At 64.6% G+C, this 1096-nt stretch carries 1 protein-coding gene and 1 pseudogene; both read right to left on the bottom strand.

The genetic code is table 11. From position 1 onward, the window contains the following. Positions 1-504 (bottom strand): annotated as a pseudogene (locus AC097L_RS25850) (hypothetical protein); the annotation flags it as partial. Next, positions 501-1096, bottom strand: a 596-nt coding sequence (locus AC097L_RS25845; protein WP_479589552.1) for an NAD-dependent epimerase/dehydratase family protein, incomplete at its 5' end; no start/stop codon positions are given. The gene AC097L_RS25845 and the pseudogene AC097L_RS25850, both read right to left, overlap by 4 nt.

The raw sequence follows: 1096 nt of genomic DNA, 5'->3' as shown, positions 1-1096 counted from the left end.
CACCTCTGGCACTTTGCCCCGGATTACGCGCACGTTGGGGGTATCGGCAAAGCGCTGGACCACGGAGTCGTACAGCTCCGAGCCGTGCGCGGGCATGGCGTGGTGCGGCATGGCCGCGTTGTGTTCAAACAAGTCGTGCAGGAAATATTGCTTCTCACGCTTGCCAAAGTCCAGCGCATCGACCAAGACTTTGGCGCTGGTCCCTTTGTAGCAACCGCATTCCACAAAGTCGCCTTCCAGGTGCAGGCCATTACGGGCCGCCCACAGAAGCATGGAAGTGCGCCACAGAATGCCCCGCTCGACATCCGTCGCGTTCTTCTGTGCGGATGCCATCAAGGCCTCGTCCTCCAGAAAACCCAGGTTGCGGTGGTAGGCAAACAGGTTATCGCCTGCGTAAATCCCCCCCGGGTCGCTGATCTGGTCGATGGCATGCTGCACGCCTTTGATGAATGCAGGGCGGTCTGCCAACCCGTAGAACAGGTTGTTCATATGGTTGGGAGTCATCTGGATCTTTCGTGGTTCAGCATGGCCGCCAGGCCTTGCTCCAGCGTGGATTGCTGCCGCCAGCCGGTAGCCCGCAGCCGGGTGGTGTCGCCCACCAGCACCGGCGGGTCACCGGCACGGGCGGAGGCCAGCGCCAGCACCGGGCCGGGGTCGGCACCGCACAGGCGGGCCAGGGTTTTGACGACATCGCCGATCAGCGCGGGCTGGCCGGAGCAGATATTGAAGTTGCCCTGGCAGCCCTGCACCAGCAGCATGGCCAGGGCGCTGGCGGCATCGGCCACGGGCAGCATGCCGCGGTAGGCGGCAATGTTCACGCCAAATGGTGCCGCCTGGCCCTGGAACACCCGCACCAGCGAGGGCAGCATGCGCTGCGGCGCTTCGCCCGGACCAAACGGAAAGAAGATATGGCCCCAGGCCAGCGACACGCCGCGCTGTGCACACAAAGCAGTCGCCATGCGGCGGGTGGCATCCTTGACCACGCCGTACAGGGTGGCGGGAGCGTAGGGGCTGACATCTTCCACCAAAGTCCCTTGCGCCCAGTCGTATTCGGCACAAGTGCCCGCGATGGCTACGTGCTGGCCGCCCGCGTCGG

Source organism: Rhodoferax sp. RT5P35 (assembly GCF_056521385.1).
The sequence above is the reverse complement of the archived record's forward strand: the minus strand, read 5'-3'. Positions and strand labels throughout refer to the sequence as shown.